This is a genomic window from Rhodovulum sp. BSW8 (assembly GCF_003314725.1).
Classification (GTDB): Bacteria; Pseudomonadota; Alphaproteobacteria; order Rhodobacterales; family Rhodobacteraceae; genus Rhodovulum; species Rhodovulum visakhapatnamense.
Genome location: NZ_QNVX01000007.1, coordinates 1 through 17,019, shown reverse-complemented (window position 1 = coordinate 17,019; position 17,019 = coordinate 1). Strand labels below are relative to the sequence as shown.

Annotated in this window: 18 protein-coding genes and 1 pseudogene; 10 read left to right on the top strand and 9 right to left on the bottom strand. The window is 68.2% G+C overall.

The window, feature by feature from the left end; translation table 11 throughout:
* Window positions 1-24: 24 nt before the first annotated feature.
* The 7 genes from DSD19_RS05840 to DSD19_RS05810 are packed head-to-tail and all read right to left on the bottom strand — an operon-like array spanning window position 25 to window position 5,387.
* Window positions 25-315: a DUF4286 family protein gene (locus tag DSD19_RS05840; RefSeq protein WP_075784457.1), complete on the bottom strand. Its 291-nt coding sequence runs from the start codon at window positions 313-315 to the stop codon at window positions 25-27.
* Window positions 308-1,234 (bottom strand): dihydrodipicolinate synthase family protein, encoded by a 927-nt coding sequence (locus DSD19_RS05835; RefSeq protein ID WP_113668894.1) that lies wholly within the window; start codon window positions 1,232-1,234, stop codon window positions 308-310. Before DSD19_RS05835 ends, DSD19_RS05840 begins: the two co-directional genes overlap by 8 nt.
* Window positions 1,234-2,163 carry a dihydrodipicolinate synthase family protein gene (locus DSD19_RS05830; RefSeq protein ID WP_113668893.1) on the bottom strand — a complete coding sequence of 310 codons (930 nt, stop codon included), beginning with the start codon at window positions 2,161-2,163 and terminating at the stop codon, window positions 1,234-1,236. The genes DSD19_RS05835 and DSD19_RS05830 overlap by 1 nt, the downstream gene beginning before the upstream one ends.
* On the bottom strand, window positions 2,160-2,594 hold the full coding sequence (locus DSD19_RS05825; protein WP_113668892.1) for a MaoC/PaaZ C-terminal domain-containing protein: 435 nt from the start codon (window positions 2,592-2,594) through the stop codon (window positions 2,160-2,162). The genes DSD19_RS05830 and DSD19_RS05825 overlap by 4 nt, the downstream gene beginning before the upstream one ends.
* Before the next feature lie 6 nt (window positions 2,595-2,600).
* A complete protein-coding gene (locus DSD19_RS05820) occupies window positions 2,601-2,990 on the bottom strand; it encodes a MaoC/PaaZ C-terminal domain-containing protein (RefSeq protein WP_075784461.1) in 390 nt (129 codons plus the stop codon).
* A gap of 16 nt (window positions 2,991-3,006) precedes the next feature.
* Window positions 3,007-4,167 carry an acyl-CoA dehydrogenase family protein gene (locus DSD19_RS05815; RefSeq protein ID WP_113668891.1) on the bottom strand — a complete coding sequence of 387 codons (1,161 nt, stop codon included), beginning with the start codon at window positions 4,165-4,167 and terminating at the stop codon, window positions 3,007-3,009.
* A 5-nt stretch (window positions 4,168-4,172) separates the two neighbouring features.
* Window positions 4,173-5,387, bottom strand: coding sequence for a CaiB/BaiF CoA-transferase family protein (locus DSD19_RS05810; RefSeq protein ID WP_243627735.1), 1,215 nt, complete (start codon window positions 5,385-5,387; stop codon window positions 4,173-4,175).
* Window positions 5,388-5,609: 222 nt separating this feature from the next.
* On the opposite strand from DSD19_RS05810, the gene DSD19_RS05805 reads away from it, so the two are divergent.
* The 6 genes and pseudogenes from DSD19_RS05805 to DSD19_RS05780 all read left to right on the top strand — a co-directional run bounded on the left by DSD19_RS05805 (window position 5,610) and on the right by DSD19_RS05780 (window position 9,505).
* A complete protein-coding gene (locus DSD19_RS05805) occupies window positions 5,610-6,254 on the top strand; it encodes an aspartate/glutamate racemase family protein (protein ID WP_243627733.1) in 645 nt (214 codons plus the stop codon).
* 531 nt (window positions 6,255-6,785) lie between these two features.
* Entirely contained in the window at window positions 6,786-7,028 is a 243-nt protein-coding gene (locus tag DSD19_RS05800) for a hypothetical protein (RefSeq protein WP_113668888.1), read from the top strand.
* Window positions 7,029-7,330: 302 nt separating this feature from the next.
* Window positions 7,331-7,795: pseudogene (locus tag DSD19_RS05795) on the top strand (heavy metal translocating P-type ATPase); the annotation flags it as partial.
* 132 nt (window positions 7,796-7,927) lie between these two features.
* Complete coding sequence (locus tag DSD19_RS05790; RefSeq protein WP_075784467.1) at window positions 7,928-8,821, top strand: SPFH domain-containing protein; 894 nt, start codon at window positions 7,928-7,930, stop codon at window positions 8,819-8,821.
* Complete coding sequence (locus tag DSD19_RS05785) at window positions 8,821-9,087, top strand: hypothetical protein (protein WP_081382040.1); 267 nt, start codon at window positions 8,821-8,823, stop codon at window positions 9,085-9,087. Before DSD19_RS05790 ends, DSD19_RS05785 begins: the two co-directional genes overlap by 1 nt.
* Window positions 9,077-9,505 (top strand): NUDIX hydrolase, encoded by a 429-nt coding sequence (locus DSD19_RS05780; RefSeq protein ID WP_075784469.1) that lies wholly within the window; start codon window positions 9,077-9,079, stop codon window positions 9,503-9,505. The genes DSD19_RS05785 and DSD19_RS05780 overlap by 11 nt, the downstream gene beginning before the upstream one ends.
* 27 nt (window positions 9,506-9,532) lie before the next feature.
* On the opposite strand, the gene pyrF is transcribed toward DSD19_RS05780, so the two are convergent.
* Window positions 9,533-10,249 carry an orotidine-5'-phosphate decarboxylase gene (gene pyrF / locus DSD19_RS05775; protein ID WP_113668886.1) on the bottom strand — a complete coding sequence of 239 codons (717 nt, stop codon included), beginning with the start codon at window positions 10,247-10,249 and terminating at the stop codon, window positions 9,533-9,535.
* Between the two features lie 200 nt (window positions 10,250-10,449).
* Between pyrF and clpB the strand changes: the two genes are divergently transcribed.
* Window positions 10,450-13,065 carry an ATP-dependent chaperone ClpB gene (gene clpB, locus DSD19_RS05770; RefSeq protein WP_113668885.1) on the top strand — a complete coding sequence of 872 codons (2,616 nt, stop codon included), beginning with the start codon at window positions 10,450-10,452 and terminating at the stop codon, window positions 13,063-13,065.
* A 60-nt stretch (window positions 13,066-13,125) separates the two neighbouring features.
* Here clpB and DSD19_RS05765 read toward each other — a convergent pair whose 3' ends face one another.
* Window positions 13,126-13,569, bottom strand: coding sequence for a DUF302 domain-containing protein (locus DSD19_RS05765; protein ID WP_113668884.1), 444 nt, complete (start codon window positions 13,567-13,569; stop codon window positions 13,126-13,128).
* A gap of 112 nt (window positions 13,570-13,681) precedes the next feature.
* Between DSD19_RS05765 and DSD19_RS05760 the strand changes: the two genes are divergently transcribed.
* From DSD19_RS05760 to msrQ, 3 genes are all read left to right on the top strand, one after another.
* Window positions 13,682-15,181: an FMN-binding glutamate synthase family protein gene (locus tag DSD19_RS05760; protein ID WP_113668883.1), complete on the top strand. Its 1,500-nt coding sequence runs from the start codon at window positions 13,682-13,684 to the stop codon at window positions 15,179-15,181.
* A 65-nt stretch (window positions 15,182-15,246) separates the two neighbouring features.
* A complete protein-coding gene (gene msrP, locus DSD19_RS05755) occupies window positions 15,247-16,152 on the top strand; it encodes a protein-methionine-sulfoxide reductase catalytic subunit MsrP (RefSeq protein WP_113668882.1) in 906 nt (301 codons plus the stop codon).
* Window positions 16,152-16,760 (top strand): protein-methionine-sulfoxide reductase heme-binding subunit MsrQ, encoded by a 609-nt coding sequence (msrQ, locus tag DSD19_RS05750; protein ID WP_113668881.1) that lies wholly within the window; start codon window positions 16,152-16,154, stop codon window positions 16,758-16,760. Before msrP ends, msrQ begins: the two co-directional genes overlap by 1 nt.
* Window positions 16,761-17,019: the final 259 nt, after the last annotated feature.

Genomic DNA, 17,019 nt, shown 5'->3' with positions numbered 1-17,019 from the left:
GAACGCTTCCTCTTGGGGACGCGCTCAGCTTTTCGTCAGGCGGACCCGCCGGAAATTGCGGATCTTGTCGGTGAACGGTCCGAAGCCCTTGATAGCCGCGAATTCCGGCGTTTCATAGGCTTCCGGGCCGGTGATCGTGTAGATCGCCACATGGGCCGGGCCGCCCTCCAGACATTTCTCGCGCCGGGCGTCCAGCCAGCCGGGGCAGGCCAGGATGTCGGGCAGGTGGGTGTTGTTGTACCAGTCGTCGAAGGCGGCCTCGTCCTCGGGGTCGATATCGACGAAGACCATGTGCGTCTGATGGGTCTCAGGCATCCAGATTTTCCAGACAGGGGGCAAGCGCTGCGGCCAAGCGATCGGTTTCGGCCGGGTCGATGGGTGGCGTCGGCGCGCGGCAGGCCGGGCTGTCGATCCGACCGAGCCGTGCGAGGCAGGCCTTGAGCCGGGCGGCGGCCAGATGGCCCGGGCGCGCATAGACGAGCCTGGCCAACGCGAACAGCTTGCGGTGGATCGTCAGCGCGGCGTCGGTCTCGCCCGCACGGACATGGGTGTCCAGCGCCACGATCAGGTCCGGGACCACGGCGGCGAGGCTGACGGCGGACCCGTCGCTGCCCAACTGGAAGCAGGCAAAGAGGTGTTCGTCGCCCGAGGCCATCACCGCCACATCGGGTCGAAGCGCGCGGGTCTGGCGCAGCGTGTCCTCATAGGCGCGGGTTTCCCAAGAGCCTTCCTTGATGCCGACGACCGCCTCGATCTCCAGAAGCGCGGCCAGCGTGTCGGGCGCGTAATGCAGCCCGCCCGAGCCGACCGAGCCCTGAAACAGGTAGACCGGCCCCTCGGCGGCCTCGGCGATTCCCTTGTGATGGGCGACGATGGCGCGCGGATCGGCGCCAAGCGCCCAGGAGAAGGGGGCGAAGACCATGATCCCGTCGGCCCCGGCCGCCCGCGCGGCCCGGGCGTCGGCGGCGGCCTCGGCGGTCGATTCGGCACTGACCGCCGCCAGCACCCGTTTGGCCGGGGCGATGGCCTTGGCATGGCGCACCACGGTCGCGGCCTCGTCGCGGCTGAGGAAGATGCCTTCGCCCGCATGGCCGTTCAGCAAGAGCCCGTCGAGCCCCCCGGTCGCCAGCACGGCCGCGAAATGCGCATCGAGGCTGTCGAGATCCAGCGCGCCATCCGCGCGCATCGGGCAGATGGTGGCGGCATAGATCCCGCCATGGGGATGCGCGGCCATCACAGCACCTCCGCCTGGATCAGCGCCGCGCGGAGGCCCTCGACGATGGCCTCGGATTGCGGCAAGAGCGGCAGGCGCGGGGTTGCGCATTTGATGATGCCCATCATTTTCAATCCGTCCTTCATCCGGGTGTGCATGTCGACGACCGGGGCGGGGCCGTAGATCGCGCGCACCACCGGGTAAAGCCGGTCGTTGACCGCGCGCATCCGCGCCAGGTCCTGCGCCTCGGAGGCCTGCCACAGCTCGGCCAGCAGGCCCGGCGTCAGCGAAGCGAGCCCCGACAGGATGCCGTCGCCGCCCAGCGCAAGCTGCGCGAAGAACCAATGGAAGTTCGAGGGCAGGATCGCGACATCGGGCGCCGCGGCCTTCACCGCACGGCGGTTTTCGTCATAGGCGAGCATCGTGGCCGAGCCTTCCTTGATCGCGACGATCTCGGGGATCTGGGCGATCTCGGCCAGCGCCTCGGTCGAATAGCCGAAGCCCGAGGCAATCGGGAACTGGAAGACCGACATCGGCATCGCCAGCTCGCGGGCGAGCTTTTCCATGAAGGCCACGGGGGCCCTGGTCGAGGCGTTGCCGCCGCCCAGCGCCTCGGGCGGGAAGATCACGGCGACGTCGGCCCCCGCCTCGCGGGCGGCCTCGGCCTGTTTGACGGCCTCGGGATAGCCGGTGGGCACCACGCCCGCCAGCAGCAGCCGGTCCTTGCCGATATGATCGCGGGTGGTGCGGATCACCTCGTCGCGTTCGGCCTCGGTCAGCGCGGTCGCCTCGCCGGCATGGCCGTTGACGAAGACGCAATCGGTGGTCTCGGGCCGGGCGCAATGGTCGAGGACGGCCGCATAGCCCTCCCAGTCGATGGCACCCGTCTCGTCGAAGGGCAGAACGGTCGCGACCGTGATGCCGCGCAGATCCTTGCCGGTCAGGCTCATGTCGTCACTTTCTTTCGGGGGAATTTCAGGGTCGCGTCGGCCTTGAGGACCTCGGTGCCGTCCTCGTTGCGGGCCGAGGCCTGCCAGTCGACGGTACGGTTTTCCTCGTCCTTGGCGCTGATCCAGATCTCGAAGGTCAGGGTGTCGCCGTAGCGCACCGCGCCGGTGAACCAGAAGCTGTCGCGGATCGACACGCCCAGCGTACCCACCAGTTCGGCGGTCAGGACCGAGGTGCAGATGCCCGCGACCAGGATGCCCGGCGCGAGACGCTCGCCGAAGCGGGTGCCCGAGGCATAGTCCTCGTCGACATGGACCGGGCCGAAATCGCCGGTGGCGGCGATATACATCGCCCCGTCGGCCTCGGTCACGGTCTTGCTGACGCTGATGCGGTCGCCGACGCTCAGCTCGTCCATCTGACGGATGTCATACATGAGGGCTCAGCCCTCCCTGAGGACGAGCGTCGCCTCGCCCGAGACGACGGTCTGTCCACCGATCTCGCCCTTCAGCTGGCAGACCAGGGACTTGCCCTCGGCACCGCCGCTGGTCGCGGTGGCCGCGAAAGTCTCACCCAAGGTTATCGTGCGGTGGAAGGACATCGAGATGTTGCCGATCCGGTACTCCGGACCCGCCAGCCGCGCCAGCGCGGTCGAGAACAGCGCCCCCGCCGCCAGCTCGAACACCGCCATGTCGGGCAGGCCCAGCGCCTGCGCCTTGACGCGGTCCACATGGGCCGGACCCAGATTGCCCGAGATGCCGGTGAAGAACCCCTGGTCGGCCACGGTCAGGGTCTTGCGGAAGGTGACCGACTGGCCCCGTTCGATACTCATGAAAACCTCCGGTCCGTCAGAGGGTCAGGCCGCGCTTGATCACCGAGCGGGCGATCAGCATGCGGTGGATTTCCGAGGTGCCGTCATAGATCCGGGTCACCCGCGCATCGCGATAGATGCGTTCCAGCGGCAACTCCTTGGTAAAGCCGTAGCCGCCGAAGACCTGGATGCCCCGGTCGGCGACCCGGCCCAGCATTTCGGACGCCTGCACCTTGACCATCGAGACCTTGTCGCGCGGGTCCATCCCCTGGTCGATCTCCCAGGCGGTGTTCAGCACCATCATCCGGGTCGCGAAGATTTCCATCGCGCTGTCGGCGATCATCTGCTGGACCATCTGGAACTCGCCGATCGGCTGGCCGAACTGGTTCCGCGTGGCGGCATGCCCGCGCATCATTTCCAGAACGCGCGAGGCCATGCCGACCGCCCGCGCCCCGATATGGCCAAGGCGGATGCCGCCGACATTGGCCATCATCACCTTGAAGCCCTCGCCCACCTCGCCGAGGATCTGGTCCTTCGGGATGCGCACGTCGTCGAAGGTCATCTCGGCATGGCCATAGCCGCGATGGCCCATCATCGGCTGGTTGCGGGTGACCGTGAAGCCGGGCATGTCCTTGTCGACGATCAGCAGAGTGATGCCGCCCCGCGCGCGCTTCTCGGGGTCGGTTACCGCCATGACGATGATGTAATCGGCAATGTCGCCGTCCGAGATGAAATGCTTGGTGCCGTTCAGCACCCAGTGATCGCCCTCCGGCACCGCCCTGGTCCTGATCGCGGCGGCGTCGGACCCCGCGCCCGGTTCGGTGATCGCCATGGCGCAGATCTTCTCGCCCCTGACGGTGGGATAAAGATACTTGTCGCGCAGATCGCCCTTGAACTGTTCGAGCATCGGATAGACCTGCCCGAAGACCCGCCGGATCAGCGCGTCCGAGGTCTGGCCCAGCTGTTCCTCGACCAGACACATGTCGAGAACCCCGAGCCCGCCGCCGCCGACCTCTTCGGACATGTTCAGCGCGTAAAAGCCCAGCGCCTGCGCCTCGGCCCGGACGGCGGCCAGCTTTTCGGGCGGGATCTGCGCATTGGCCTCGGTTTCCTGCTCCAGCGGCTGGACCTTCTCGCGCACGAAGCGGCCCACCGCCTCGGTCACCATCTTCATCTCGTCGGAAATCGTGAAATCCATGTCTCTTACCCCCGCATCCGGTCGGTCTGCGCCACGGCACCGGCTGCAAGGAGCGCGTCGATCTCGTCAGCGCCAAGGCCCGCCTCGGCCAGCACCTCGCGGCTGTGTTCGCCCAGCGCGGGCGGCGTCATCCGGACGGGCGGAGTTTCGCCGTCATAGCGGACCGGATGGGCCAGCATCACCATGGGCGAGCCGCCCCGGGTCTCGGCCTCGACGAAGGCGCCCAGATGTTTGACCTGCGGGTTCTCGGGCAGGGCGTCGTAATCCTCGACCGGGGTGTGCCAGACGCCCGCCGCCTCCAGCAGCGGCAGCGCCTCGGCCATGGTCAGGCGGGCCATGCCCCGCTGCACCAGCGTCGCGATCTCGCCGCGCCTGGAAAAGCCGTCCTCCTCGGTGAAGGCGGCCAGCTCGGGCAGGTTCAGCGGTTCTGCCAGATCGGCGGGTTTGCACATCGAGATCATGACATGGCCGTCGCTGACCGCGTAGATCCCGTAGGGCGCCGGGCTGAACCAGTTGGCCAGCCCCGCCTCGCCGCGCGGACCCTTGCGGTTCGCGCCGTTCATCCAGGCGGTGATCGACTCGCCCTGCAGGTCGAGCGCGGCCTGCAGCATGTTGACCTCGACCTTGCGGGCGGTGCCTGTGCGCTCGCGCTCGAACAGGGCCGCGACGATGCCGCCCGCGGTCAGCGCGGCGGCATGGTGGTCGATCGGCACGGTGCCGATGGCGACCGGCCCGCCTTCGAGGCTGCCGGTATGGGCGGCAAGCCCCGACATCGCCTGCAACAGCACGTCCTGGCCGGGGAGCTTCGCATAGGGGCCGTCGGCGCCGTAACCGGTGGTCGCGGCATAGATGATGCGGGGATTGATCCGGCGCAGCTCGGCCTCGCCCAGCCCGAGCTTCTCCATCGTGCCGGGGCGGAAGTTCTCCATCACCACATCGGCGGTCGCGATCAGTCTCCTGACCGCCTCAAGGGCCGCTGGCGCCTTGAGGTCCAGCGCGAGAGAGCGCTTGTTGCGGCCGGTCGTCATGTGGTTGACGCTGGTATCGTCGACAAAGCGGTTGGCGACGGCCCAGTTGCGCTGGAACACGCCGCCGATGGGCTCGATGGCGATCACATCGGCGCCCATGTCGGCCAGATGCTGCGCCGCGGCGGGGCCCGACAGGAAATGGTTGAAGCTGAGAATCCGAATGCCGTCGAGCGCGCCCATGTTAGTCCTCATCTGAAGGTCCCGCCTAACGTAGCGCCCGGCCGGGCCGGGCAGGAATATGCGTCGCTATCTTATTTTTCGCAGAGGTAATTTGTTTGTCCTATAGTTGGGCCTATAGTTGGGCCTTTAGTCGCGCCTGTGTTCGGGCCCATTGTCCGACCTGTCGGCGATGGCCTTCCGGCCTGCCGCAACCCAAGACGTGACGTGCAGAGCCCGCCGCGGCATGGTTGCGCCATGACAGAGATTCGTCTGATGAACCCCAACAGCGCCCCGGAGGTGACCGCGTCCATGTGCGAAATCGCGGCGCGCGCCCTGCCGGTGGCGCCGATCGGCTGGACCGCGCCTGCGGGACCGCCGCTGATCGTGACGCCCGAGGCGCTGGCCCGTGCCGCCGAAGGGATCGCGGCGGCCGAGGTCCCGGGGCGGCCCGACGCGGTGATCGTCGCGGCCTTCGGCGATCCGGGTGCCGAGGCGCTGGCCGCCCGTCTGGCCTGTCCGGTGCTTGGCATCGGCGCGGCGGCGGCCCGCGCGGCCGCCCGGTCGGGCCTGCCCTTCGCGGTCGCGACCACCACGCCGGGGCTCGAGGCCCAGATCGACGCGCTGATGCGGCGCCATGCGGACGGTGCCCCCTATCTCGGCTGCCGCTTCGCGGCGGGCGATCCGGTGGCGCTGATGCGGTCCGAGGCGGCGCTCGACGCGGGCCTGCTGGCCGCCATCGCCGAGGCGCAGGTGGCGGGCGCCGCGCAGGTCGTCATCGGCGGCGGCCCGCTGGGGGCTGCGGCGGAACGGCTGCGCGACCGGTCGCCGGTGCCGCTTCTGAACCCGGTGCTCTGTGCCGCCGAGGAGGTCGCCGCGCTTTTCGAGGTGCAACATGTCTGAGGTCGAGAGTTTCGCCGCCGCCCTGATCGCCGCGCATCGGAGCGGGCCGCGCGTCGCCGAGGCGCCTTGGGCGTTGACGCGGGCCGAGGTGCTGGCGGTGCAAAGCCGCGTCTCCGGGGCGCTCGGCTTGGTCGCGGGGTTCAAGGTCGGGCGTCTGCCCGAAGCGCCGCCGGTGCTGGCGCCGATCCCTGCTTGGCATCGGGGGCCGGATGACGGCCGCCGAGTGGTGTGCGTCCGGCTGGGGGGCGAGCTTGAACCGGGGTTCGAGCAGATCCGCGCGCTGTCGGAGGCGGGCCTGCCGGCCGAGCCCGCCCCCCATTTCCGCCCCCCATTTCCGCCCCCCATTTCCGCCGCCGTGCCGTCTTCGAACTGGTCGAGACCCGACTTGCGGGCGCCGCGGCCGACCGGCCTGACCTCAAACTCGCCGATCTTCAGATCACCGCCGGGCCGGCGCCGGGCTCGGGAGACTAGGCCTGGGACGGCCGCGATTTCGGCCCGCTGTCGGCGCAGTTCCGGGCCGACGCCGACACCGTGCTTGACGGCGAAACCGAAGCGCCCGGCGGTTCGGCGCTGGCCAATCCCGACCTGCTGCTGCGCCATCTGGGCCGCCTTCGCGGCGGTTTGCAGCCGGGACAGACGATGATCGCCGGGGCAGTCTGCAGGCTGCCCTGGTTCGAACCGGGCACGGATCTGCCGGCCGAGATCGCGGAACTTGGACAGGTCGCGGTCAGTCTGGTCCGAGCGCCAGCGTCGGCCATTCGAAAGGCGGTGTGACGGGGCGGCCAAGGCCAGCAGATGGCTCTCGCTGCCGGCCGGGCCGATCAGCTGCAGCCCGATCGGCATGGGGCGGGTCTGCAGCACCGGGTAGGCCAGCGAGGGCAGTCCGGCGGCATTGACCCAGCCGGACTAGACGGCATGCCCGGGCGGCCCGACCCGCTGGCCGTCGATCTCGGGCGCATGGATGTCCGAGGCGGGCATCACGATCGCGTCATGGCGCCAAAGCCCGTGCGCGGCCTCGCGCAGCGCATATACGGTGTGGAGCGCCTCCCAAACTGCTGTCGCGGGCCGCGCGGTACAACCCGCGTGCCGCCAGCGCCATCGCCGGAAAGCCGGGGATCGAGCCCCGGGCGGGTCTTCCGCCCGAAGACAAGCCGGTCGCCGTGGCCGAGATGGCAGCGCAAGGCTGGGTCGCGATGATCGGCGACGGTATCAGCGACGCGCCCGCCCTGAAACGCGCAAGCGTCGGCATCGCGATGGGCGCGGGGACCGATGTCGCGCTGGAAACGGCCGATGCCGCGCTGTCGCAGAACCGCGTGACCGATGCGCCCGCGACGATCCGGCTGTCGCGGGCGGCGATGCGGACGATCCGTCAGAACGTGGCGCTGGCGCGGGAGGTGAAGGCGCTTTTCCTTATGACCTCGGTCACCGGCGGGACCGGGCTCTGGATGGCGGTTCTGGCCGATACCGGCGCGACCGCGCTGGTCACCGCCAACGCGCTGCGTCTGCTGGCCCGTGACCCGCGCCGCAGCCCCCGGACGTAGGGTCCGGTCCCGCGGCGGGTCTGCTGCGGGCGGGCTTAACGGTTTCTTCACGGAATTGCGCTCAGGGTCCCGGGACTTCCGTTCCGCGGTCGGGCGGGGCATAGTGCCGGCGCTTTGCGAAAGGACCTGTGAATGACCCTGCCAGACCTGATTTCGGCCCTTGTCGGCGGCAACCTCGTGGTGTTGCTGCTGGCCGGTCTCATCCTTCTCAGCGTGTATCTCGGGGTGCGGATCGTGCCGCAATCCGAAAAGCACGTCGTCGAACGCTTCGGGCGGCTGCGCTCGGTCCTGGGGGCGGGCATCAACTTCATCGTGCCGTTCCTCGACCGGGTGGCCCACAAGATCTCGATCCTCGAACGGCAGCTTCCCAATGCCAGCCAGGATGCGATCACCGCCGACAACGTGCTGGTGCAGGTCGAAACCAGCGTCTTCTACCGCATTCTGGAACCGGAAAAGACCGTCTACCGGATCCGCGATGTCGACGCGGCCATCGCCACCACCGTGGCGGGCATCGTGCGGGCCGAGATCGGCAAGATGGAACTTGACCAGGTGCAGTCGAACCGGTCCGACCTGATCGCCACCATCAAGGAAAGCGTCGAGGACGCGGTCGAGAACTGGGGGATCGAGGTGACGCGCGCCGAGATCCTCGATGTCAATCTCGATGCCGCGACGCGCGAGGCGATGCTGCAGCAGCTGAATGCCGAGCGCGCGCGCCGGGCCCAGGTCACCGAGGCGGAGGGCAAGAAGCGCGCGGTCGAGCTGCAGGCCGATGCGCAGCTTTACGCCGCCCGCCAGGCCGCCGAGGCGCGGCGCGTTTCGGCCGATGCCGAGGCCTATGCGACCGGGGTGGTGGCCAAGGCCATCGCCGAGAACGGGCTGGAGGCCGCGCAATATCAGGTGGCGCTGAAACAGGTCGAAGCGCTGACCAAGGTCGGCGAGGGCGCGGGCAAGCAGACGATCATCGTGCCGGCCCATGCGCTGGATGCTTTCACCGATGCGTTCAAGATGCTGAAGGGACGCGGGTGATGCTGGAAACCTGGTGGGTCTGGCTGGCGGCGGCGGCGGCTTTGGGTTTCCTCGAGCTTGTCGCGCCGGCCCAGGCCTTTCTGGGTTTCGCGGTCGGGGCCGCCGCCGTGGGCGGCGCGCTTTGGCTGGGGCTGGCGGTGGCCTGGCCCTGGCTTTTCCTGATCTGCGCGGTGGTGTCGGGCCTTGCCTGGCTGGTGCTGCGGCAGGTGCTGGGCGTGCGGCGCGGACAGGTCAAGGTCTGGCGCGACGACATCAATGAAAACTGATCCGTTCGACGGGGCCAAGCTTGCGCTTCTGACCGGGCGCGGGCTCGTGTCGATCCTTCGGGATGACGTGCCGCATATTTCCTGGCCGGGGCATTGGGATTTCCCGGGCGGGGCGCGCGAGGGCCGGGAAAGCCCGGCTGACTGCGCGCTGCGCGAGACCCGCGAGGAACTGGGGCTTGTGCTCGATCCGGCGCGGCTGGTCTGGCAGCAGGTCTATCGCAACGGGCGCGGCCGACCGGTCTGGTTCTTCGTGGCCCGGCTCGAGGCCGCCGAGATCGCCCGCATCCGCTTCGGCGACGAGGGGCAGGGCTGGGCGGTGATGCCGGTCGCCGATTATCTGGCCCATCCCAAGGGGATCGGCCAGCTCAAGGATCGTCTTTCGGACTATCTGGCCGCGCGCCCCGGCGACGCGGACTGACCCCGGCCCGGATCCAGGCGTTCGGATTTAGGCGTTCGGGTGCCGGGCCTGCGGCGAGGCCAGCTCGGCCTGGATCGCCAGAGCCGCGGCGCGCGGGTCCTCGGCCTGCCAGACCGGCCGTCCGACCACCACGTGATCGGCGCCCGCGGCGATGGCCTGGGCGGGTGTGGCCACCCGTTTCTGATCGCCAAGGGCGGCGCCCGCGGGTCGCACGCCCGGGGTGACGATCAGCCGACCGTCCGCCTCGGGCAGGGCGCGGATCAGTTCGGCTTCCTGCGGGCTGGCGATCACCCCGTCCGCCCCGGCCTCGAAGGCGCGGGCGGCGCGGTCGACGACAAGGTCCGCGACATCGCCCGCCCGGATCAGGCTCGCATCCAGATCGGCGCGGTCAAGCGAGGTCAGGATCGTCACCGCCAGGATCTTGGTCTGCGACCCGGCCGCCCCCTCGCGGGCCGCGCGCACCACATGGGGGTCGCCATGGACGGTCAGGAAATCCAGATCGAAGCGGGCAAGCCCCCGGACCGCGGCCTCGACCGTGGCGCCGATGTCGAAGAGCTTCATGTCGAGGAAGATCCGCTTGCCGTGCTCGTCCTTCAACTCGCGCGCCAGCGCCAGTCCGCCGCCCGTGAGCATCCCAAGCCCGATCTTGTAGAACGCCGCCGCATCGCCGATCCGTTGGGCAAGCGTCAGCCCGGCATGAGCATCGGGGACGTCTAGGGCGACGATCAGGCGGTCATCGGTCATGGGGGCGCTCCTTGGCGGACGGGGATCGGGTCGCGCCGGGTTCTACGGGGCGGGAGCCGCCCAGTCCAGCGCGACAAAGCGCAGGCGCGGCCTTGCAACCGCAGGGAGCTGCTCCCAAATTGCCAGGCAAGGCCCGCGAAGGAGGATGCGCTGCGGAGCAGGCATCCCGGAGGCGGGCGCTTCTAGGAAAGGAGATGCCGATGAACCTCGAGAAGTTCACGGAACGGTCGCGCGGCTTTCTGCAAGCCGCCCAGACCATCGCGATGCGGGAAAGCCACCAGCGGCTGGCGCCCGAACACCTTCTGAAAGCGCTGATGGACGATGAGGAGGGCATGGCCTCGAACCTCATCCGCCGGGCGGGCGGTGCGCCCGACCGGGTGCTGGAGGCGGTCGAGGCCGCGCTTGGCAAGATGCCCAAGGTGTCTGGCGGCGGCGGACAGACCTACATGGATCAGGCCACCGGCAAGGTGCTGGACGAGGCCGAGACGCTGGCCAAGAAGGCGGGCGACAGCTTCGTGCCGGTCGAACGGATCCTGATGGCGCTGTGCATGGTGCCCTCGAAGGCCAAGGAGGCGCTCGATGCGGGGGCGGTCACGGCGCAGAACCTCAATGCCGCGATCAACGACATCCGCAAGGGTCGCACCGCCGATACGGCCAGCGCCGAGGACGGCTATGAGGCGCTGAAGAAATACGCGCGCGATCTGACCGAGATGGCCGAAGAGGGCAGGATCGACCCGATCATCGGCCGCGACGAGGAGATTCGCCGCGCGATGCAGGTGTTGAGCCGCCGGACCAAGAACAACCCGGTCCTGATCGGGGAACCCGGCGTCGGCAAGACCGCGATCGCCGAGGGCCTCGCGCTTCGGATCGTCAATGGCGACGTGCCCGAAAGCCTGAAGAACAAGCGGCTGATGGCGCTCGACATGGGGTCGCTGATCGCGGGCGCGAAATATCGCGGCGAGTTCGAGGAGCGGCTGAAAGCCATCCTGAACGAGATTTCGGCCGCGGCGGGCGAGGTGATCCTGTTCATCGACGAGATGCACACGCTGGTCGGCGCGGGTAAATCCGAAGGCGCGATGGATGCCGCGAACCTGATCAAGCCCGCGCTGGCGCGGGGCGAGCTGCACTGCATCGGGGCGACCACGCTTGATGAATACCGCAAGCATGTCGAGAAGGACGCGGCGCTGGCGCGGCGGTTCCAGCCGGTCTTTGTCGACGAGCCGACGGTCGAGGACACGATCTCGATCCTGCGCGGCATCAAGGAGAAATACGAACTGCACCACGGCGTCCGGATCTCGGATGCGGCACTGGTGGCGGCGGCGACGCTCAGCCATCGCTACATCACCGACCGGTTCCTGCCCGACAAGGCCATCGACCTTGTCGACGAGGCCGCCAGCCGTCTGCGGATGGAGGTCGACAGCAAGCCCGAGGAACTGGACGCGCTCGACCGCGATATCCTGCAAAAGCAGATCGAGGCCGAGGCACTTCGGAAGGAGGACGACGAGGCTTCGAAGGAGCGGCTTGAGAAGCTGGAAGTGGAACTGGCCGAGATGCAGCAGCAATCGGCCGAGATGACCGCCAAATGGCAGGCCGAACGCGACAAGCTGGATCGCTCGCGCCAGCTCAAGGAACAGCTGGACCGGGCGCGCGCCGAGCTTGACCAGGCCAAGCGCGAGGGCAATCTGGCCCGTGCCGGGGAGCTCAGCTACGGCATCATCCCGCAGCTTGAAAAGGCGCTGTCCGAGGCCGAGAGCCGCGAGGATGACGTGATGGTCGCCGAGGCGGTGCGCCCCGAGCAGATCGCCCAGGTGGTCGAACGCTGGACCGGGATCCCGACCTCTAAGATGCTGGAGGGAGAACGCGACAAGCTTCTGCGCATGGAGGACGAGCTTGGCCGCCGGGTGATCGGCCAGAAAGAGGCGGTGAAGGCCGTTGCCAATGCGGTGCGGCGGGCGCGGGCCGGGCTGAACGACGAGAACCGGCCGCTGGGCTCGTTCCTCTTCCTCGGGCCCACGGGCGTCGGCAAGACCGAGCTGACCAAGGCGGTGGCGGAGTATCTTTTCGACGACGATCAGGCGATGGTCCGGATCGACATGTCGGAATTCATGGAGAAACACGCCGTCGCCCGGCTGATCGGGGCTCCGCCCGGCTATGTCGGCTATGACGAGGGCGGCGTGCTGACCGAGGCTGTCCGGCGCAGGCCCTATCAGGTGATCCTGTTCGACGAGGTCGAGAAGGCGCATCCGGACGTCTTCAACGTGCTGTTGCAGGTGCTTGACGACGGGGTGCTGACCGACGGGCAGGGGCGCACGGTCGACTTCAAGCAGACGCTGATCGTGCTGACCTCGAATCTCGGAAGCCAGGCGCTGAGCCAGCTGCCCGACGGGTCCGATGCAGAGGCCGCGCGGCGCGAGGTGATGGAGGCGGTGCGCGCCCATTTCCGGCCGGAATTCCTGAACCGGCTGGACGAGACGGTGATCTTCCACCGGCTGACCCGCGAGGACATGGACGGCATCGTGACGATCCAGCTCAAGCGGCTGCAGAAACGGCTGGATCAGCGCGGCATCGTGCTCGATCTCGACGACGGCGCGCGGAAATGGCTGGCCGATGCGGGTTATGACCCGGTCTATGGCGCGCGGCCGCTGAAACGGGTGATCCAGCGCAGCCTGCAGGACCCGCTGGCCGAGGCGCTGCTGGCCGGCGAGATCCGCGACGGCGGCACCATCCGGGTGACGGTGGGGCCGGAAGGGCTGATCATCGGCGACCGGGTGGTCGGATCGAACCGGCCGAAGCCGGAAGACGCCGTCCTGCACTGACCCCGCTTGCCGGAACGGAACGCGCCCGGGCCTGACGGTCCGGGCGTTTTTTCTTTCGGCTCAGTCGAGCCCGACCGCCTCGCGCGCGATGGCGTCCAGCAGCGCCTCGACCTCCTTCATCTCGCCTTCGGGAAAAGTGCGGTACCCGATCGTGGTGTGGTCGGGCGTGTCGGGATATTGCAGCACGAAGATCGCATAGGGGCAAAAGCGGATATTCAGCGGGTCGACCTCCATCACCTTGCGCGACAGGGCGGCCGAACAGAAGGTGTAGACATCGGCCTTCAGAAAGAGCGTCCTGTCCGAGCCGACATCGGCCCGGGTGCGTTCCAGCATCTCGCCGGGATGGCTGACGCTGTCGATCACCAGACCGCGCCCGGTCACCGCGTTTTCCAGCCCGAAGATCACATCGTCGAAGCTTTGGCCGGTGGTGTAGGTGACCGGGTCGGCCGCGGCCGCCGTCGCCCCTGTGGCGGCCAGAATCGCCGCGGTAAGCAATGCCTTCATCTTTTCCTCCCAGGCTTGTCGCGCGCGGGGTTGTGTCCGTTCCGTTGTCCGCGCAGGTTGTCGGGAACCGCGGGTGGCATCGTCCGCCCGCACAGGCACGAACGAGGGCAGGATGGGCTGGGCCTATTACGCATTGCAAGTGCTGGCAGGCGCCTTTGCGCTGGTCATCGGCACGCTTCTGCTGGTCAGCCTTGTGCTTTTTACCATCGACCGTACCCAGACCGGCGACGCGATCCGCCGCAACTATCCGGTGATCGGCCGGTTCCGGAACATCTTCACCAAGCTCGGTGAGTTCTTCCGCCAGTATTTCTTCGCGATGGACCGCGAGGAAATGCCCTTCAACCGGGCGCAGCGCGACTGGGTCGCCCGCGCGGGCGAAGGCAAGAGCAACACCGTGGCCTTCGGCTCGACCCGCAATCTCAGCATTCCGGGCACGCCGATCTTCGTGAACGCGGCCTTCCCGCCGCTCGAGGGCCAGTTCGCCAGCACCGCGCCGATGAAAATCGGCCCCTTCGCCCGCATCCCCTATGTCACCTCGTCCTTCTTCCATATCTCTGGGATGAGCTATGGCGCGATTTCGAGACCTGCCGTGCAGGCGCTGTCGCGGGGCGCGGCCGAGGCGGGGATCTGGCTCAATACCGGCGAGGGCGGGCTGTCGCCCTATCATCTCGAGGGCGGCTGCGACATCGTCTATCAGATCGGCACGGCCAAATACGGGGTGCGCGACGCCCATGGCCATCTGTCGGACGAAAAGCTGGCCGCGCTGGCGGCGATCCCGCAGGTCAAGATGTTCGAGATCAAGCTGAGCCAGGGCGCCAAGCCCGGCAAGGGCGGCATCCTGCCCGCGGCCAAGATCAACGACGAGATCGCGCATATCCGGGGCATCCCGCTGGGCGAGGACAGCTATTCGCCGAACCGCCATGCCGAGGTCGGCAACTGGGAGGACATGCTGGACATGATCGCCCATGTCCGCAAGGTCACCGGCAAGCCCGTGGGCTTCAAGGTGGTGGTCGGCGGCCCCGAACCGTTCGAGCAGCTCTTCAACCTGGTGCGGGACCGGGGCGCGACCTCGGCCCCCGATTTCATCTCGATCGACGGCGGCGAGGGGGGGACCGGCGCCGCGCCGATGCCGCTGATCGACCTGGTCGGCCTGCCGATCCGCGAGGCGCTTTTGATGGTGTCCGACCTGCGCGATGCGGCGGGGCTCCATGACCGGGTGCGGCTCGTGGCCAGCGGCAAGTTGGTGAACCCCGCCGATGTCGCCTGGGCCATCGCGGCGGGTGCCGATTTCGTGGCCTCGGCGCGCGGTTTCATGTTTGCGCTGGGCTGCATCCAGGCGCTGAAATGCAATCGCAACACCTGCCCGACCGGCATCACCACCCACCAGCCGCATCTGCAGAAGGGGCTGGTGGTCGAAGAGAAATACCACCGCGTCGCCCGCTATGCCCAGTCGGTGATTTCCGAGGTCGAGACTATCGCCCATTCGGTCGGCGTATCCGAACCCCGGCAGATGCGCCGCCGCCATGTCCGCCTGGTGCTGCCCGACGGGACCACGCGCCCGATGAACGAGGTCTATCCCCGCTCGGATCAGGTCAACGCACTCGTGAGGTGACGTGGTTTGGCCGCAACCGGGCTCCGGGCTAGGTTTGCCCCGGGGGCCAAGGGAAGGGAACGGTCATGGCAGGGCGTTGGCGCAATCGGCTAAGCTGGTCGGAGGTGACGCCAGAGCGCGTCTGGCTGGATCGCCGTCAGGTGATGGCAGGGCTCGGGGTTGCGGGGCTTGGGGCGGTCGTCGGGATGCGGCCCGCCCGGGCCGAGGCGCTGGTTCCCAACAGCTGGGACGAGATCACCAGCTACAACAACTTCTATGAATTCGGCACCGACAAGGGCGATCCCAGCCGCAAGGCGGGCGCGCTGACCACAGATCCCTGGTCGGTCGAGATCGGCGGACTGGTGGACCGGCCCGGCCGCTACGATCTGGACGACATCCTGGCGAAGGTCAGCATTGAGGACCGGCTTTACCGGCTGCGCTGCGTCGAAGCCTGGTCGATGGTCGTCCCCTGGCAGGGGTTCGAACTGGCCGATCTGCTGGACATGGCCGGGGTGCAGGCTTCGGCGAAATACGTCGCCTTCGAAACGCTCCTCCGCCCCGAAGAGATGCCCGGGCAGCGCGGCCGCATTCTCGACTGGCCCTATGTCGAGGGGCTGCGGCTCGACGAGGCGATGCATCCGCTGACGATCATGGCGACGGGCCTTTACGGCAAGCCGCTGCCGAACCAGAACGGCGCGCCGCTGCGGCTGGTCGTGCCGTGGAAATACGGCTTCAAGTCGATCAAGTCGGTGGTCAGGATCACCCTGACCGACACGCAGCCGCCGACCAGCTGGAACCGCTACGCGCCGCGCGAATACGGGTTCTATGCCAACGTCAATCCGACGGTCGATCATCCGCGCTGGTCTCAGGCCACCGAACGCCGGATCGGCGGCGGCTTCTTCGCGCCGCGGGTCGCGACGCTGATGTTCAACGGCTATGGCGAGGAGGTCGCGGGCCTCTATGCCGGCATGGACCTCGCGGCCGAGTTCTGATGACGCGGGTTCAACGGGTCAATATCGCGCTGGCGCGGCTGCCGACCTGGCCGGTCTATGTCGCGGGTATGCTGCCCGCCGCCTGGGCGGTCTGGCTGGGCGCGACGGGCGGGCTTGGGGTCGAGCCGATCAACGCGCTGGAAAACCGGCTGGGGCTTCTGGCGCTCCAATTCCTGATCGCGGGGCTGGCGGTCACGCCGCTGCGGCGCTGGACCGGGCTCAACCTGATCCGGTTCCGCCGGGCGCTGGGTCTTGTCGCGATGGGGCATCTGGTGCTGCATCTGACGGTATGGCTTGTGCTCGACCTGCGCGACTGGGGCCTCGTCTGGGCCGATATCGTCAAGCGGCCCTATATCACCGTCGGCATGCTGGCATTCGCGCTGCTGTTGCCGCTGGCAGCGACCTCCTCGAACCGGGCGATCCGGTCGCTCGGGCCACTCCGCTGGCGGCGACTGCATCGCCTGGTCTATCTCGCCGTTCCGCTTGGCGGGCTGCATTTCGTGATGCAGGCGAAGGGCTGGCAGGTCGAGCCGCTGGTCTATCTGGCGACGATTCTGGGCCTTCTGGCGCTGCGAGTCGGGGTGACTCGGGCCAGAATCGCGGCCTGACGCCGGGGCAACCAGAAGCTTCTGTGGGCAAGTCTGGGGATAACTCTGCGGCCGAGGCTGGCGAGTCGGCGATGCTCTCTGGGGCTCGGCAACCCGGCCTCATCCATTTGTGTGTTCGTTGGGCGTAAACGCCAGATATTGCGTCAGATTTCGAGGCATCCAAAAAAATGTCATCGAACCGCAAAAAACTGCTTGCGGGCATCGGCGTGGACCCGTAGATAGCCCCTCACCGGCGGCGCTGAGGCGCTGACGGGGCGGC

Bases quoted from the DNA above. Each gene is read 5' to 3' on its own strand.
- DSD19_RS05840 (WP_075784457.1), bottom strand. From the start codon at position 315: ATGCCTGAGACCCATCAGACGCACATGGTCTTCGTCGATATCGACCCC.
- DSD19_RS05805 (WP_243627733.1), top strand. From the start codon at position 5,610: ATGACAGAGATTCGTCTGATGAACCCCAACAGCGCCCCGGAGGTGACC.
- DSD19_RS05820 (WP_075784461.1), bottom strand. From the start codon at position 2,990: ATGAGTATCGAACGGGGCCAGTCGGTCACCTTCCGCAAGACCCTGACC.
- DSD19_RS05825 (WP_113668892.1), bottom strand. From the start codon at position 2,594: ATGTATGACATCCGTCAGATGGACGAGCTGAGCGTCGGCGACCGCATC.
- DSD19_RS05765 (WP_113668884.1), bottom strand. From the start codon at position 13,569: ATGAAGGCATTGCTTACCGCGGCGATTCTGGCCGCCACAGGGGCGACG.
- msrQ (WP_113668881.1), top strand. From the start codon at position 16,152: ATGACGCGGGTTCAACGGGTCAATATCGCGCTGGCGCGGCTGCCGACC.
- DSD19_RS05790 (WP_075784467.1), top strand. From the start codon at position 7,928: ATGACCCTGCCAGACCTGATTTCGGCCCTTGTCGGCGGCAACCTCGTG.
- DSD19_RS05785 (WP_081382040.1), top strand. From the start codon at position 8,821: ATGCTGGAAACCTGGTGGGTCTGGCTGGCGGCGGCGGCGGCTTTGGGT.
- clpB (WP_113668885.1), top strand. From the start codon at position 10,450: ATGAACCTCGAGAAGTTCACGGAACGGTCGCGCGGCTTTCTGCAAGCC.
- DSD19_RS05760 (WP_113668883.1), top strand. From the start codon at position 13,682: ATGGGCTGGGCCTATTACGCATTGCAAGTGCTGGCAGGCGCCTTTGCG.
- DSD19_RS05835 (WP_113668894.1), bottom strand. From the start codon at position 1,234: ATGGCCGCGCATCCCCATGGCGGGATCTATGCCGCCACCATCTGCCCG.
- DSD19_RS05815 (WP_113668891.1), bottom strand. From the start codon at position 4,167: ATGGATTTCACGATTTCCGACGAGATGAAGATGGTGACCGAGGCGGTG.
- DSD19_RS05810 (WP_243627735.1), bottom strand. From the start codon at position 5,387: ATGAGGACTAACATGGGCGCGCTCGACGGCATTCGGATTCTCAGCTTC.
- msrP (WP_113668882.1), top strand. From the start codon at position 15,247: ATGGCAGGGCGTTGGCGCAATCGGCTAAGCTGGTCGGAGGTGACGCCA.
- pyrF (WP_113668886.1), bottom strand. From the start codon at position 10,249: ATGACCGATGACCGCCTGATCGTCGCCCTAGACGTCCCCGATGCTCAT.
- DSD19_RS05780 (WP_075784469.1), top strand. From the start codon at position 9,077: ATGAAAACTGATCCGTTCGACGGGGCCAAGCTTGCGCTTCTGACCGGG.
- DSD19_RS05830 (WP_113668893.1), bottom strand. From the start codon at position 2,163: ATGAGCCTGACCGGCAAGGATCTGCGCGGCATCACGGTCGCGACCGTT.